Source organism: Streptomyces sp. TLI_105 (assembly GCF_900105415.1).
Classification (GTDB): domain Bacteria; phylum Actinomycetota; class Actinomycetes; order Streptomycetales; family Streptomycetaceae; genus Streptomyces.
The window spans coordinates 1,049,463-1,063,044 of sequence record NZ_FNSM01000001.1; the positions used below are offsets into that span (position 1 = coordinate 1,049,463).

11 protein-coding genes are annotated in these 13,582 nt (G+C 72.5%); 8 read left to right on the plus strand and 3 right to left on the minus strand.

Annotated features, from left to right (window positions below; all coding sequences use genetic code 11):
• Nucleotides 1–11 precede the first annotated feature (11 nt).
• From BLW86_RS04830 to BLW86_RS04840, 3 genes are read left to right on the plus strand one after another with little or no spacing between them, the layout of a single operon-like run.
• Nucleotides 12–1,457: a flavin monoamine oxidase family protein gene (locus BLW86_RS04830; RefSeq protein ID WP_093872854.1), complete on the plus strand. Its 1,446-nt coding sequence runs from the start codon at nucleotides 12–14 to the stop codon at nucleotides 1,455–1,457.
• Nucleotides 1,454–2,332: a TetR/AcrR family transcriptional regulator gene (locus BLW86_RS04835; protein WP_093872855.1), complete on the plus strand. Its 879-nt coding sequence runs from the start codon at nucleotides 1,454–1,456 to the stop codon at nucleotides 2,330–2,332. The genes BLW86_RS04830 and BLW86_RS04835 overlap by 4 nt, the downstream gene beginning before the upstream one ends.
• A 58-nt stretch (nucleotides 2,333–2,390) precedes the next feature.
• Nucleotides 2,391–4,367 (plus strand): oxidoreductase, encoded by a 1,977-nt coding sequence (locus BLW86_RS04840; RefSeq protein WP_093872856.1) that lies wholly within the window; start codon nucleotides 2,391–2,393, stop codon nucleotides 4,365–4,367.
• Between the two features lie 174 nt (nucleotides 4,368–4,541).
• Here the strand turns inward: BLW86_RS04840 and BLW86_RS04845 are convergent, their stop codons facing one another.
• Together BLW86_RS04845 and BLW86_RS04850 are read right to left on the minus strand one after the other, a co-directional pair.
• Complete coding sequence (locus BLW86_RS04845; RefSeq protein ID WP_093872857.1) at nucleotides 4,542–5,747, minus strand: M6 family metalloprotease domain-containing protein; 1,206 nt, start codon at nucleotides 5,745–5,747, stop codon at nucleotides 4,542–4,544.
• Nucleotides 5,748–5,786: 39 nt separating this feature from the next.
• A complete protein-coding gene (locus tag BLW86_RS04850; RefSeq protein WP_093872858.1) occupies nucleotides 5,787–7,052 on the minus strand; it encodes an alpha/beta fold hydrolase in 1,266 nt (421 codons plus the stop codon).
• A 258-nt stretch (nucleotides 7,053–7,310) separates the two neighbouring features.
• Here BLW86_RS04850 and BLW86_RS04855 point away from each other — a divergent pair, with 258 nt between their 5' ends.
• From BLW86_RS04855 to BLW86_RS04875, 5 genes are read left to right on the plus strand one after another with little or no spacing between them, the layout of a single operon-like run.
• A complete protein-coding gene (locus tag BLW86_RS04855; RefSeq protein ID WP_093872859.1) occupies nucleotides 7,311–9,059 on the plus strand; it encodes an ABC transporter substrate-binding protein in 1,749 nt (582 codons plus the stop codon).
• Between the two features lie 13 nt (nucleotides 9,060–9,072).
• Entirely contained in the window at nucleotides 9,073–9,999 is a 927-nt protein-coding gene (locus BLW86_RS04860) for an ABC transporter permease (protein ID WP_093872860.1), read from the plus strand.
• Complete coding sequence (locus BLW86_RS04865) at nucleotides 9,996–10,982, plus strand: ABC transporter permease (RefSeq protein ID WP_093872861.1); 987 nt, start codon at nucleotides 9,996–9,998, stop codon at nucleotides 10,980–10,982. The genes BLW86_RS04860 and BLW86_RS04865 overlap by 4 nt, the downstream gene beginning before the upstream one ends.
• A complete protein-coding gene (locus BLW86_RS04870; RefSeq protein ID WP_093872862.1) occupies nucleotides 10,982–11,986 on the plus strand; it encodes an ABC transporter ATP-binding protein in 1,005 nt (334 codons plus the stop codon). Before BLW86_RS04865 ends, BLW86_RS04870 begins: the two co-directional genes overlap by 1 nt.
• Nucleotides 11,983–12,963, plus strand: a complete 981-nt coding sequence (locus tag BLW86_RS04875) for an ABC transporter ATP-binding protein (RefSeq protein WP_093872863.1) — start codon at nucleotides 11,983–11,985, stop codon at nucleotides 12,961–12,963. The genes BLW86_RS04870 and BLW86_RS04875 overlap by 4 nt, the downstream gene beginning before the upstream one ends.
• Here BLW86_RS04875 and BLW86_RS41900 read toward each other — a convergent pair.
• Nucleotides 12,930–13,301 (minus strand): metallopeptidase domain-containing protein, encoded by a 372-nt coding sequence (locus tag BLW86_RS41900; RefSeq protein WP_177181557.1) that lies wholly within the window; start codon nucleotides 13,299–13,301, stop codon nucleotides 12,930–12,932. The two genes, BLW86_RS04875 and BLW86_RS41900, sit on opposite strands and share 34 nt — an antisense overlap.
• Between the last annotated feature and the right edge of the window lie 281 nt (nucleotides 13,302–13,582).

Here is a 13,582-nt window from a genome sequence, read left to right on the forward strand (position 1 = left end):
CCTCTCGGGCCATGGAGAGACAGAGCGGAACGCGTCTGATCGAATCCGATGTCGTCGTCGTGGGCGGAGGGTACGCCGGGCTGGCCGCGGCACTCCGACTCCACGACAACGCCGTCGACTTCACCCTGGTCGAAGCCTCCGACCGGGTCGGCGGACGGGTCCTGACCGAGATCCGACCGGGCGGCGGACCCATCGACCACGGCGGCCAATGGGTCGGCCCCGCACAGACCCGCCTCGTCGAACTCGCCGCACGCTTCGGCTGCCCCACCTTCCCGACCTGGGAGAAGGGCAGCCACATCGAGGTGTGGCACGACGGCACGAGGGTCCCCTACACCGGCGCCGCGCCCGCCGACGGGCCCGGCACGGCCGAGTACGTCCGGGTCACCGAGCTCCTCGACGGGTTCGCCCGCACCGTGGACACCGTCCGGCCGTGGCGCACGGCCCGCTTCGAGGAATGGGACGCACGGACGGCACGGTCCTTCTTCCGGTCCGAAACCGACGACGCGGACGCCCTGCGCCGCCTGGCCCTCGCCGTCCAAGGGCTGTGGTGCGCGGAGCCCGACGAGATCTCGCTCTTCCACGTGCTCTTCTACATCGCCGCGGCCGGCGGCTTCGAGCAGCTGATGGAGACCCGCGGCTGCGCCCAGGACAGCCGGTTCGCCACGGGCGCCGCCGGCCCGGCCCGCGCGGTCGCGGCCCTGCTCGGCGACCGCGTCCGCCTCGGCGAGCAGGCGCTCGCGATCGCGTACGACGCCGACGGCGTCCGCGTCCGCACCCCCACCACCTTGCTCCGGGCGCGCCGGGCGATCGTGGCCCTGCCCCCGCACGCCGTACGGGCCATGGGCTTCGCGCCTCCCCTGCCCGCCGCCCGGGACGGCTGGCTGTCGCACAGTCCGATGGGACGCGTCGCCAAGGTCCACGCGGTCTACGACACCCCGTTCTGGCGCGAGGAGGGGCTGTCCGGGGTGGCGACCCTGTACGACGACGGGCCGGTCGGCGTCGTGTTCGACAACTCCCCGGAGGACGGCTCGCACGGTGTTCTCGTCGGATTCGTGTACGGCGACCGCCTGGACGGCTTCGCCGCCCTGGACGAGGCCGGCCGCAGGGCGGCCGTACTGGACGGTCTCGTCTCCGTGGCCGGCCCCCGGGCCGGACAGCCGCGCGACTACACGGAGAAGATCTGGTCCCAGGACCCCTTCGCCCGGGGCGGGTACGAGGCCTACACGACGCCCGGCGGATGGAGCGGGCACGGCGAACGCGGCTGGCGGGAGCCGACCGGCCCCCTGCACTGGGCGGGGACGGAGACCGCGTCGGAGTGGAACGGCTACATCGACGGCGCGGTGTCGTCGGGATACCGGGCCGCCGACGAAGTCCTCGCCGGCCTGGGCGGGGCGGACGGTTTGGGCGGGGCGGACGGTTTGGGCGGGGCGGACGGTTTGGGCGGGGCGGCGCGATGACGGCGATCCGGCGGGTGCAGGACGACGACGCCCGGGCCGTGGCGGATCGGGCGCGCCTGGTGGTGCGGTCGGCGGCGGTCAGCCAGCGTGAGTTCGCCGCCCGCGTCGGCATGGAGCCCACCGCGCTGTCCAAGGCCCTCAACGGTGGCCGCCGCCTCGCGGACCGCGAACTCGCCGCCATCGCGCGGATCGGGAAGGTGTCCCTTCGGTACCTGCGGACCGGGGAGGGCCGGCCGCCCACCGCCCCGGACGACCCGGTGGCGCCCGAGGCGCGACGCCGCGCCGACGCCGTCGACGCGGAGGTCCGCCGGGCCCAGATCCTCGAGGAGACCGCGCGGCTCATCGCCCGCCGCGGCTTCCACCAGGTCCGGGTCGCGGACATCGCCCGCGCCTGCGGAACCAGCACGGGCACGATCCACTACCACTTCCCCACGAAGGGCGACGCGCTGCGTGCCGCCCTGCACCACTACGCCGAGCGGCTCCACCGGCGACTCGAAGCCGAATTCCGGGACGCGGACGGGCCGGTCGAGAAGCTGCGGCGGCTGATCGACGTCCAGTTGATCAGCGACGAGGACGACAACGACGAATGGTCGGTGTGGGTGCAGTCGTGGAACGAGGCGATCCTCGACCCCGCCCTGCGGGAAGGCCAGCGCGAGATCTACGCCCGCTGGCGGCGGACCGTGCTCGACCTGGTGCACGCCTGCCAGTACGAGGGGATGGCCAGGGACGCCGATCCGGAGGCGCTGACCAGCCGGTTCACCGCTCTCGCGGACGGCCTGGCCATCCAGGTGCTGGCGGGGAACGGGGAGATGTCCCCGGCCCGGATGCGGGACCTGCTCCTCGACGCGTTCGAACCGCACATCACGCTCCGCTGACGGGGCGCGGCGGCCCTCTTCCGGCCGCCGCCCGCCCGGGCCCGAGAAAGGACGTTCCATGACGACGCGGTTCCCCCACCTGTTCAGCCCGCTGAGCATAGGCGGCGTCACCGTGCCCAACCGGATCCTGTCCTCCGGCCACGACACGGTCCTGGCCGAGGACGGCGCGGTGACCGACGACCTGATCGCCTATCACGAGGCCCGCGCCGCGGGCGGCGTCGGCCTGATCGTGCTCCAGGTCTCCGGCGTGCACGAGTCCGCCCGCTACACCACGCACGTGCTGATGGCCACGGACGACGCGTGCGTCCCCGGCTACGCCCGGCTCGCGGCGGCGGTGCACCGGCACGGTACGAAGGTCTTCGGCCAGCTGTTCCACCCCGGCCGGGAGATCCTGGAGTCCGAGGACGGCACCGCGCCGGTGGCGTGGGCGCCCTCGGCCACGCCGAGCGAGCGCTTCCACGTCATGCCGCGCGCCATGACCGAGGCGGAGATCCACGAGGTCGTCGACGGTTACGGACAAGCGGCGCGCCGACTGCGCGAGGCCGGACTCGACGGCGTGGAGGTCGTCGCCAGCCACGGCTACCTGCCGGCGCAGTTCCTCAGCCCCCACGTCAACGTCCGGACCGACGGTTGGGGCGGCAACCGCGAGGGGCGGCTGCGGTTCCTGCGCGAGGCGCTGCGCAGCGCCCGGGCGGAGGCCCGGCCGGGCTTCGCCGTCGGCCTGCGCGTCTCGGGCGACGAACTCAGCCACGACGGCCTGGACACGGAGCTGGTCCTGGAGACCGTCGCCCGGCTCGACGCCGAAGGTCTCCTCGACTACGTCTCGGTGTGCGCGGGCAGCTCGTCCAGCCTGTCCGGGGCCGAGCACATCGCTCCGCCCATGTTCCGGCCCGCCGGTTACACCGCCCCGCTCGCCGCGAAGGTACGCGCGGTGGTCGGCGTCCCGGTGATGGTGGCCGGCCGGATCAACCAGCCGCAGGAGGCCGAGCAGATCCTCGCGGACGGGCAGGCCGACGCCTGCGCGATGACCAGGGCGCTGATCTGCGACCCGGACCTGCCGGCCAAGACCGCCGAAGGCCGTACCGAGGAGATCCGTGCGTGCATCGGCTGCAACCAGGCCTGCATCGGCCACTTCCAGCTCGGCCACCCCATCTCTTGCATCCAGCACCCGGAGACGGGGCGGGAGCGTCGCTTCGGGGTTCTGCCGCTCGTGACACGGCGCAAGAAGGTGCTGGTGGTCGGCGGCGGCCCGGCCGGCCTGAAGGCCGCGGCCGTGGCGGCCGCACGCGGCCACGACGTGGAACTGCACGAGGCGGGCCGACGTGTGGGCGGCCAGGTGCTCCTTGCCGAACAGCTTCCGGGGCGGGCCGAGTTCGGAGGTGTGATCACCAACCTGGAGGGCGAGGCGCACCGCGCCGGAGTCCGCGTCGTGACGGGCTCGCGGATCGACGCCCCGGACCTCGCCGCCGCGGCCCCGGACGCCGTGATCCTCGCGACCGGGGCCCGGCCCCGCCGACCGCGCATGGAGCTGGTGGACGACCCGGTGGTGCTGGACGCCTGGTCGGTGATCCGCGGCGACGCCGAGATCCCACGCGGCCGCCGGGGGCGGATCGTGGTGGCGGACTGGCGCGGCGACTGGATCGGCCTCGGCACCGCCCTCCTCCTGGCCGGCCAGGGCCGGAAGGTGACCCTCTGCGTGACCGGCTTCGCGGCCGGCGAGCACCTGCAGCAGTACGTACGCGCCGCCATGCTGGCCCAGGCCGTGCGCGCCCGGATCGAGATCGTTCCCAACGTCCGGCTCCACGGCGCGGACGACGACACCGTCTACCTCCAGCACACCCTGACCGAGGACCCGGTGGTGCTGGAGGGCACGGCCGGAGTCGTACTGGCCCAGGGCCACCTCCCGGTCACCGACCTCGACCCGCTCGCCCTGGGCGTCGCGCCCGACCGTGTCTTCACGGTGGGCGACTGCGTCAGCCCGCGCACGGTGGAGGAGGCGGTACTGGAGGGCCTGACGGTGGCGTCCGGGCTGTAGACGTGGCGATTCCGCCGCCGCCAAGGGGCCTGCACCTCGTTCACCCCTGAGCTCTTCGCGTACCGCCGGCCGTCCCGCTTCGGGAGCCGGAAGACGGTTCACGACCGTCATCGCAGGTGGTCAGCAGTCGGCAGGGCCGACTTCCCGGGCCCGGACCCGGTCGTCCAAGAAGGGTCAGGTGGCGCTGAGCGTGACCACGTCCCCTGCCGGGCCGTCCGCACGGACGTCGATGCGGACCCCTGTGGCCGGGTCGGTGAAGGTCCGGCCCGGCCGGTGCGCCGCGAGGTCGAGCGGGGTGCAGCCGGCGGGCGGAATCCCGGTCGGGTTGCCGTTCACGATCCGGACCGGGCCCTCGCCGGTCGGGGTCGCGGAGTCGATCCGGTAGATGAGGACACCGCTCGAACAGGCGGAGGCGTCGTTGAGCTCGGGGTGACGGGACTCCGCGACGTAGGCCGTGGTCTCCCCGGTGCGCAGTACGGCGATCTTGGTGCCGCCGGGGCGTTCCACGGGCGCCAGGTGTACGGTGCGGCGCCCTGGTCCGGCGAGGCAGGCGACCTGGTCGTCGCGGATCCAGCCCAGTTTCCAGGAGTGCCAGCCGAGGAACTGCGGGGCTGCGCCCGCGATGTCGCCCATGACGTCCCAGCCACCGACGTACTGGTGGGTGGGGCCCGTGAAGGAGTAGAGGTCGGGCAGGCCGAAGGTGTGGCCGGTCTCGTGTGCGGCGACCTTGTGGCCCCAGCGCCACATGTCCTGGCCGAAGGTGACGGCCCATTTGAGGCGGGTTCCGTCGGCGGTCACGCCGGGCGTGGCGGGGTCGTAGAGGTACGTGGGGGAGAACGGGATCGCTGCCGCGGTCCGGACGGGGACGATGTAGACCATGTCGTAGCGGGAGAGGTCCGCGTACGGGTCGGCGGCGGCGATCGCGTCGCGCACGTACTTCTCGTGGGCCTCGAAGGTGAGGCCGCGGGCGAAGTGGTACGTGGTCGAGTCCGCGGGCATGCGGATCCACTGGTGCAGGAAGTCGACGGAGAGGCGGAGGCGGCCGTGGCTCGCCGTCCGCATCCAGTCGACGGCGGGGGCGAGGTGGGCGGCGTACGGCTCGGTGGCGTCCGTGGCCGGCGCGTCGGGGAAGTCGACGAACAGGTTGAGGACACGGCGGGTTCCCGTGGCCGGCTGGAACTGGACGTGGTCGGTGTCGTGCCCTTCGTCGGTCCAGCCGGTCCGGCCGGGCAGCTCGCAGTCGGCCGTCCGGGCGGCCGGGATCGGCCGGGAAGTCGTGGCGGCGAGCGGGGTCGCGTGCGCCGCTGGGGCGAGGGCGAGGAACGAGGCGAGAGCGAGGGCGGCGGCCAGGGGGCGCGGGCGGGGGTTCGTGGCGGGCATGGCTCTCCTGTGGGAGTGGGGAGGAGGGGCGGGAGGGGGCTACGCGTGGCCGGCGGCGAGGGCCATCAGGCGGTCGAGGACGCGGCCGCCGGAGGCGGAGACGCCGTCGTGTTCCCACTCGTTGGTGACCCAGGCGTGGGTGGCGCCGACCTCGCGTGCCGTGCGCAGCGAGAGGCCCGCGTCGACGTACATGTCGTCGTGGTAGACGACCGCGGCGAGGGGGACCTCGTTGGCGGCGAGGCGGCGCGGGTCGTAGAGCGGTGGCCAGTCGGTACGGGCGGCCAGCAGGTCGGCCGCGTCCGCGAAGGGGCGCAGGCCGGCGATCTCCCGGAACATCCAGGGGTACGTCATCTCGCCGGTGAGCAGCAGGGGGTGGGCGTCCTCGGCGAACTCGGGAAAGGCGGCGAGGGCCCGGGAGGCCGCCCAGCCGGTCGGGCCGGCGCCCTGCCCGTACAGGGTCTCCTGCATGACGGCGAAGAGCGGGTTGTCGGTGAAGCCGGTCAGGGCCATGGTCTGGTGGAGGAAGGTGTCCGTCGGGGTGCCGTCCGGGTCCAGGGCCTCGTCGAGCAGCCAGTGCAGGCGCTCGAATCCGTCGCCCATGCCGAGCATGAGGCCCAGGGTGCGCAGGCGGCGCGGGGTGAGCCCGTCCCCGTTCGGGAGGCGGGTGTCGCCGGCGGCGAGGTGGTCGGCGAGCTTGCGCAGGCGGGGTGCGTCCTCGGGGTAGCGGGCGTAGAAGTCGAGGACCCGGTCGCGGACGCGGGGGTAGGTGCGGGCGTAGACGTCGTCGGCGGTGGCGGTGAGGCCGGGCAGGCCGCCGGTGACGTAGCAGGCGCGGAGGCCCTCGGGCGCCTGGGAGAGGTAGGTGAGGGTGATGAATCCGCCGTAGCTCTGGCCGAGGGTCTCCCACGGGGCGTCTCCGCAGAGTCGTCGGCGGATCAGTTCCGCGTCGGCGACGATCGCGTCGGCGCGGAAGCGGGCCAGGTACGCGGCGAGCCGGCCGGGGGTGGGGAAGCGGGCGGCGGAGCGGGCGGTGACGGGGGTGGAGCGGCCGGTTCCGCGCTGGTCGAGGAGCAGGACGCGGTGGGTCTCGAGTGCGCGGTCGAACCAGCCGGGCGAACCGGCCGACGGACGGGGTGATTTCCCGCCGGGTCCGCCCTGGAGGTAGAGCAGCCAGGGCAGTTCTTCGCTCGCGCGGGCGCGGTCGGCGACCTCGCGGGCGAAGATCTCGATGGTGGGACCGTCGGGGGCCCGGTGGTCCAGGGGAACGGTGAAGGTGCGGTCGACGGTCGCGTAGGCGGAGTTCATGGGTCCCTTTCACGGTCCAGGGTGGCCGAGGGCGTGAGGTGTGACATTGCATTGCAGTGTGCGCCACGACGTCCGGCACGGGGAGCCCTCAGTCGCCCACAATGCCGCGCCGTGCCCCGCCAAGCCCCCTCCGACCGGATGACACGGATGAATAACGGAACCCCCGACGGGTTGTCAGTACAATTTCACATTACTATGTTACAGGTCACATTCCAGCCAGCCCTCTGGCTGTCCGCTTCGCACCCGGAGTGACCCCTCATGAACAAGCGCACGTGCACCACCCTGGCCACCGCCCTCGTGGCGACACTCACCCTCGGCGTCACGGCATGTTCCGGCGGGAAGGAAGCCGGCGGCGACCGGGGCCGGAGGAACCCCGTCACGGCCAACAACGGCGCGACGGTCGGCGGGACTCCGCAGAAGGGGGGCACCCTGACCGTCCTGTCCGACCAGGACTTCACCCACCTCGACCCCGCCCGCAACTGGGTGATGGGAGACATGGATTTCGGCACGCGCCTCCTCTACCGCACCCTCGTCACCTACAAGGCCGAACCGGGCGCCAAGGGCGGTGACCTCGTCCCCGACCTGGCCGAGGACCTCGGCACTCCGTCCGACGGGGCGAAGACCTGGACCTTCCGGCTGAAGCAGGGCCTGAAGTACGAGGACGGCACCCCCATCACCGCCCGGGACGTCAAGTACAACGTCGAGCGGTCCTTCTCCCCCGAGCTCCCCGGCGGCCCCGACTACGCGGCCCGTTACCTCGTCGGCGCCGAGGGCTACCAGGGCCCGGCAGGAGGCAAGCACCTCGACTCCGTCAAGACGCCGGACGACCACACGATCGTCTTCGAACTGCGCAAGCCCTTCGCCGAGTTCCCCTACGCCACGGTGCTGCCCACCTTCGCCCCGGTGCCCCGGGCGAAGGACAAGGGCCCCCAGTACGACAACCGGCCCTTCTCCTCCGGCCCGTACAAGATCGAGTCCTACGCCCGCGACAAGCAGCTCGTCCTGGTGCGCAACACGCACTGGGACGCCGGAACCGACACCGTGCGCAAGGCGTACCCGGACCGGATCGTCGTGACGATGGGACTGAAGGCCAACCAGATCGACGACCGGCTGATCGCGAGCACCGGCGTGGACGCGTCGGCGGTGCCCTGGGGCAAGCTGCGCCCCGAGTCCACCCCGAAGGTGCTCACCAAGGCCGACGTCAAGGCGCGGCTGCTCGCCGAGTCGACCAACTGCACCGAGATGGTGCAGATGCACACCGGCCGCGCCCCCTTCGACGACGTGAAGGTCCGTCAGGCCGTGCAGTACGCGCTGGATCGCGAGGCCCTCGTCACCGCCTCCGGCGGGCCCGCGCTGAACGACGCGGCCACCGCCCTCATGCCCGGCTCCCTCTTCGAGGGCGGCAAGCAGCCCGACACCCTGGGGATACCGCTGACAGGTGACGTCGCCAAGGCCAAGCAGCTCCTGAAGGAGGCCGGCAAGCCCGACGGCCTCTCCACCAGCATCACCGTCTCCAACGGTGACAAGGCCGTCGGCGAGGCCGTCCAGCAGTCCCTCGGCCGGGTCGGCATCAAGGTCACCATCGAGACCGTCGACCCGTCCGCGTTCTACGACACCATCGGGGACACCAAGAACCGCACCGACCTCGTCTACACCGGATGGTGCCCGGACTACCCCTCCGGGTCGACCTTCCTGCCCTTCGTCTTCGACGGCCGCTACATCAAGGAGAAGGGCAACTCGGGCAACCACTCCCTCTTCCGCGACCAGGCCACGATGAAGCGGATGGACGAGATCGCCGCCATGGCCGACGCGGCCCGGGCGAACAAGGCCTGGCAGACGCTGGACGGGGAGATCCTCGCCAAGGCCCCGACGGCGCCCGCCGTCATCGAGCGCATGCCGCTGCTGCTCGGCACCAACATCGCCGGCGCCTTCGGGCACACCTCCTTCGGTGGCCAGATCGACTACGCCACGGTCGGCCTCAAGGACCCGACGAAGAGCGGGAACTGAGGGGCCACCAGTCATGTCGACCATTTCTCCGCCCTCGCGCGCGGGCAGCGGTCCCTGGCGACTCGCCCGCGCGGAACTGCGCCGCCGCCCCTCGGTGAAGGTGTCCCTCGTCGTCGTCACGCTCTTCGCGGTCATGGCCGTGGCCGCCCCGCTGTTCAGCGCGCTGGGCGGCTGGGGGCCCGAGGAGTTCGACAAGAGCGCCGTCGATCCGTATCTGGGAGGCCTGCCCATCGGACCGCTCGGCGGCGTCTCGGCCGAGCACTGGCTCGGCGTCGAACCCGTCACCGGCCGCGACCTGTTCGCCCGGGTCGTGCACGGCGCCCAGGTCTCCCTGCTCATCGCCTTCGCCGCCACGGCCATCGTCGTCGCCGCCGGGACCGCGGCCGGGATCGCCGCCGGCTACTTCGGCGGCCGCACCGACAGCGCCCTCTCCCGCCTGATGGACCTGACGATGTCCTTCCCCTCCCTCATCTTCATGATCGCGATGATGTCGGTGGCGCGGGACGTCAACCGGATCGTCCTGATGACCCTGGTCATCGGCCTGTTCGGCTGGCCCGGCATCGCCCGCGTCGTCCGCGGCCAGACCCTCTCGCTCAAGCACCGCGAGTACGTCGACGCCGCCCGAGTCGGCGGCTCCGGCCCCTGGCGGATCCTGACCCGCGACATCCTCCCCGGCGTCGCCGGGCCGGTCATCGCCTACACGACCCTGATCATCCCCGGCATGATCGCCACCGAGGCGGCCCTCAGCTATCTGGGCGTCGGTGTCCGGCCGCCCACGCCCTCCTGGGGCCAGATGATCGCCGAGAGCGTCGCCTTCTACGACACGGATCCCATGTACTTCGTCGTCCCGAGCCTCTGCCTCTTCCTCACGGTGCTCTCGTTCACGCTGCTCGGCGACGCGCTGCGCGACATCCTCGACCCGAGGGGAAGCCGCACGTGATCCTCTACCTGGCCCGTCGGCTGCTCGGCGTCGTCGCCGTCCTCGTCGCCATCGCCGCCGTCACCTTCACCATCTTCTACGTCCTGCCCTCCGACCCCGCCGCCGCGGCCTGCGGCAAGTCGTGCAGCGCCGAGCGCCTGGAGGCCATCCGCGCCCACATGGGCCTGGACCAGCCGCTGTGGCGGCAGTTCGCCCACTTCACCACCGGGATCTTCACCGGTCGCACGGTCGGCTCCGGCCCGTACGCGCTGAACTGCGACTTCCCCTGCCTGGGCTACTCGTACGAGAACAGCCAGCCCGTCTGGGACCTGCTCGTCGACCGGCTCCCGGTCTCCGCCTCCCTCGCCCTCGGCGCCGCCGTGCTCTGGCTGCTCCTCGGACTCTCCGCGGGCGTCGCGGCGGCCCTGCGCAAGGACAGCCTCACCGACCGCGTCCTCATGGTCGGCGCGGTCGCCGCCGCCTCCCTGCCCGTCTACTTCACCTCGGTCATGCTGATCTACGGGCTGATCCGGGCGGCCGGACTGCTGCCCTATCCGCAGTACACGCCGTTCGGCACCGACCCGCTCGGCTGGGCCGCCAACCTGCTGCTGCCCTGGCTGGCGCTCGCGATCCTGTACGCCGCCATGTACGCCCGCCAGAGCCGCAGTTCGATGATCGAGACCATGGCGGAGCCGTACATCCGCACCGCCCGCGCCAAGGGACTCCCCCGCCGCACGGTCGTCGTCAAACACGGACTCCGCGCCGGCATGACCCCCCTCCTCACCATCTTCGGCATGGACCTCGGCGGTCTTCTCGCCGGCGCCGTCATCACCGAGTCCATCTTCGGACTCCCGGGCGTCGGACGGTTGTTCTACGGCGCGCTCTCCACCGGCGACCAGCCCGTCATCCTCGGCGTCACGCTGCTCGCCGCCACCTTCATCGTCGTCGCCAACCTGGCCGTCGACCTGCTGTACGCCGTCGTCGACCCGCGAGTGAGGTACTGATGGCCGACTCCGCACCCCTGTTGTCGGTACGGGACCTCACGGTCACGTTCCCGACGAAGCACGGCCCCGTCCGGGCGGTCGACTCCCTCGCCTTCGACGTACCGCGCGGCCGGACCCTCGGCATCGTCGGCGAGTCGGGATCCGGCAAGTCCGTCACCTCGCTCGCCGTCATGGGCCTGCACACCGGCGCGGACGTCACCGGTTCCGTCGTCCTGGACGGGCAGGAGCTGATCGGCCTCTCCGACCGCGCGCTCAACGGACTGCGCGGCCGGAAGATGGCGATGATCTTCCAGGACCCGCTGTCCAGTCTGCACCCGTACTACACCGTCGGAGAGCAGATCGCCGAGCACCACCGGGTCCACTTCGGCTCCGGCCGCAGGGCCGCCCGCGCGCGGGCCGTCGATGCCCTCGCCGAGGTCGGGATCCCCGAGCCGCGGCGCCGGGCCGGCGAATACCCGCATCAGTTCTCCGGCGGGATGCGCCAGCGCGTGATGATCGCCATGGCGCTGGTCTGCGAACCGGACCTGCTCATCGCGGACGAGCCGACGACCGCGCTCGACGTGACCGTCCAGGCCCAGATCCTGGAACTGATCGCCCGCCTCCAGGAGGAACGGGGGCTGGCCGTCGTCATGATCACCCACGATCTGGGCGTGGTCGCCCGGGTGGCCCACGACGTCCTGGTGATGTACGGCGGTCGGGCGGCCGAACAGGCCACGGTGGACGCCCTGTTCACGACCCCCGCGCATCCGTACACCCGGGGTCTGCTCGATTCGCTGCCCCGGCTCGACGACCCGGACGACGCTCCGCTGCGGGCGATCCCCGGCAGCCCGCCGTCCCTGCTCGACCCGGCACCGGGCTGCCCGTTCGCGCCCCGCTGCCCCCGCGCCGCCCGCGGCTCCGAGGAGGAGCGGTCGCGGTGCGCGGCCGAGCGCCCGGTGCTCGGCGGCCCGGAGGGACACCCGGTCGCCTGCCACTTCCCCGCGTACGAAGGCGTCGCCCCATGATCACCACACCCCCGCCCCTGCTCCGCGTACGGGACCTCACGATGACCTTCCCGGGGCGCCGGGGCCGCTCGGCACCGATCCGGGCCGTCGACGGCGTCGGCTTCGACCTCGCGGCGGGCGAGACCCTCGGCCTCGTCGGCGAGTCCGGCTGCGGCAAGTCGACCACGGGCCGCGCGATCGTCCGCCTCCTTGAACCGACCGCCGGCTCCGTCTCGTACGACGGGCGCGACATCAGCCACCTGTCCCAGCGGCAGCTGAAGCCGCTGCGCCGCGACATCCAGATGGTCTTCCAGGACCCGCACTCCTCTCTCAACCCACGGCAGACGGTGGCCCGGATCATCTCCGATCCCCTGCTGGTTCAGGGGAGTTCGGCGGCGGAGGCGCGCAAGCGGGCCGTCGAGCTGATGGAGCTCGTCGGGCTCATCCCGGAGCACATCGACCGCTATCCGCACGAGTTCTCCGGTGGCCAGGCGCAGCGCATCGGCATCGCCCGCGCGCTCGCGACGAGCCCCCGGCTGGTCATCGCGGACGAGCCGGTCTCCGCCCTCGACGTGTCCGTGCAGGCGCAGATCGTCAATCTGATGGAGCGGCTCCAGCGGGAGCTGGGCCTCGCCTACCTCTTCATCGCCCACGACCTGTCCGTGGTGAAACGGGTCTGCGACCGGGTCGCCGTGATGTACCTCGGCCGGATCGTGGAGATCGGGGACAAGGAGCGCGTGTACGGGGCGCCGGAGCATCCGTACACCCGGGCGCTGCTCTCGGCGGTGCCGCTGCCCGACCCGGCCGCCGAGCGGGCCCGGGAACGGATCACGCTGCTCGGCGACCCCCCGAGTCCGGCCTCTCCCCCGCCCGGCTGCACCTTCCACCCCCGCTGCCCCAAGGCACAGGCGATCTGCCGCACCGAGGCGCCGGTCCTGCGGACCACCGCACAGGGCGAGGCCCGTCAGGTCGCCTGCCACTTCCCCGAGAGCGCCTGACGCGCGGCCGGCACGCGGTGTGCCCCGGGACCGACCGGCCCCGGGGCACAACCGTCATCGACGGTCCACCACTTGGTGACGCGGGCGGTCTCCCCGTAGCCGTCGACGCCGAGCACCTCGCCGCGGACGCGGGCGGTCGCGTCGGTGAACGATTCACCGGTCCGGAAGGGGGCGTCGTCGGTCCAGCCGAGCTTCCAGGAGTGCCAGGCGGAGTACTGGGACCCGGGGCCGCTGATGAGCCCCCTCACGTCCCAGCCGGCGACGAACCGATGGGCGTCGGTGCCCGTGAAGCCGTACAGGTCCGGCAGGCCGAAGGCGTGACCGGTCTCGTGGGCCACCAGTCCGGGCCCCCGTGCCACATGTCCTGGCCGAAGGTCACGGCCCACTGGAGCAGAATGCCGTCGGCGCACACCCCCACGCTTCCGGGCCGGTACACGTAGGTGGGCGTGAACGAGATCGCCGAGGCGTTCCGCGCCGCGACGACGTGGACCATCTCGTACGACGTGGACCATCTCGTACGGGGAGAAAGAGAGGTCCCGTCCGATCGCACGACCGGACGGGAGTCGCCTTGTTCCGGGGCCCGTTCGAAGCCTGTTCGGGGGGGCTGGCGCGACCGCCC